We start from the raw sequence: 1,661 nt of genomic DNA, 5'->3' as shown, positions 1-1,661 counted from the left end.
AGCCTCGATCCACCGATGGATTGGCTGGTGATCGGGTGTCGTAACGAGGAAAGTGCCTTCTGAGCTGTGATGATGAGTGTTCTCTACGCACTTATCGGCACAACTTCGAAAGGCACTTCCGGTGAAAGTGTCGCACAACTTCGCCGCGTCGTCGGCGGTCTTCGATGATGATCATCTCGTGTCGTGCGCCGGGCTGGTGCCGGTGATGGCGCTGGCCGCCCAGACGGGCCTGTCTGACCTGGTGGCCGGCAAGGTGCGTATCGCCGAACCGCGGATCAAGTCCGGCTCAGCCAACCCGTCACCGAAGCTGGCCACGGTGATCGCCGCGATGTGCGCCGGCGCGGACAGCATCGACGACCTCGACATCGTGCGCAGTGGCGGCATGAAGACCCTCTTCGACGGCGTGTATGCACCCTCCACTGTCGGAACGTTGTTGCGGGAGTTCACCTTCGGACATGCCCGACAACTCGAATCGGTGCTGCGTGAGCACCTTGCCGCCCTCTGCCAGCGCACGGCTCTGTTGCCAGGTGCCCACGGGCGGGCGTTCGTCGATATCGACTCGCTGCTGCGTCCGGTCTATGGACGCGCCAAACAAGGCGCTTCCTACGGGCACACCAAGATCGCCGGGAAACAGATCCTGCGCAAAGGCCTCTCGCCGCTGGTCACCACGATCAGCACCGAGACCAGCGCCCCGGTGATCGCCGGGGCTCGGTTGCGGGCCGGGCGGACCAACTCCGGTAAAGGCGCCGCCCGGATGATCGCCCAAGCTGTGGCCGCCGCCCGGGCTGCCGGGGTCACCGGCCAGATCCTGGTGCGTGGCGACTCGGCGTACGGCAACAGCACCGTGGCCGCGGCCTGCCGCCGCGCCGGGGCCCGGTTCTCCCTGGTGCTGACCAAGTCAGCCACTGTGGCTGCAGCCATCGACTCCATCGACGAGACCGCCTGGAGCCCGGTGAAATATCCCGGCGCGGTACGCGACCCCGACACCGGGGAATGGATCTCTGATGCCGAGGTCGCCGAAACCACCTACACCGCGTTCACCTCCACCGACCGGCCAGTGACCGCCCGGTTGATCGTGCGCCGGGTCAAAGACGCCCGCTACCCCGACGCCTTGTTCCCGGTGTGGCGGTATCACCCGTTCTTCACCGACACCGACGAACCCGTCGATGCCGCCGACATCACCCACCGCCGCCACGCCATCATCGAAACCGTCTTCGCCGACCTCATCGACGGCCCCCTGGCCCACCTGCCCTCAGGACGGTTCGGGGCGAACTCGGCCTGGATCCTGTGCGCGGCGATTGCCCACAACCTGCTGCGCGCCGCCGGGGTCCTGGCCGGAGGCGCTCACGCGGTGGCCCGCGGCGCCACACTGCGCCGGCGCATCGTCAACATCGCGGCCCGACTGGCCCGGCCCCAACGCCGACCCGTGTTGCACCTTCCCAGCCACTGGCCCTGGGCACAGCAATGGCTCACGCTGTGGCGCAACACCATCGGATACAGCCCACCCGCAGCCGTCACCGTCTGACCACCCGCCGAACAGGCCCTACCGGAGCACACAGGAAAAGCTGGACAGACCAGCAGATACTCCCTGCCCACCACCCGCAGCGCAGCAAAACTCAGCGCCGATACACCTCAACAGGGCCGATCCACGGATCGAGGCT

General features: G+C 67.0%; 1 protein-coding gene. It reads left to right on the top strand.

Going from position 1 to position 1,661, the window contains the following annotated elements; genetic code table 11:
• Positions 1-121 precede the first annotated feature (121 nt).
• On the top strand, positions 122-1,525 hold the full coding sequence (locus CEX87_RS26865; protein WP_084055239.1) for an IS1380 family transposase: 1,404 nt from the start codon (positions 122-124) through the stop codon (positions 1,523-1,525).
• The last annotated feature ends 136 nt before the right edge of the window (positions 1,526-1,661 follow it).

Source organism: Mycobacterium lehmannii, from assembly GCF_002245535.1.
In the GTDB taxonomy this organism is placed as follows: domain Bacteria; phylum Actinomycetota; class Actinomycetes; order Mycobacteriales; family Mycobacteriaceae; genus Mycobacterium; species Mycobacterium lehmannii.
This window is presented reverse-complemented; position numbering and strand designations above follow the sequence as displayed.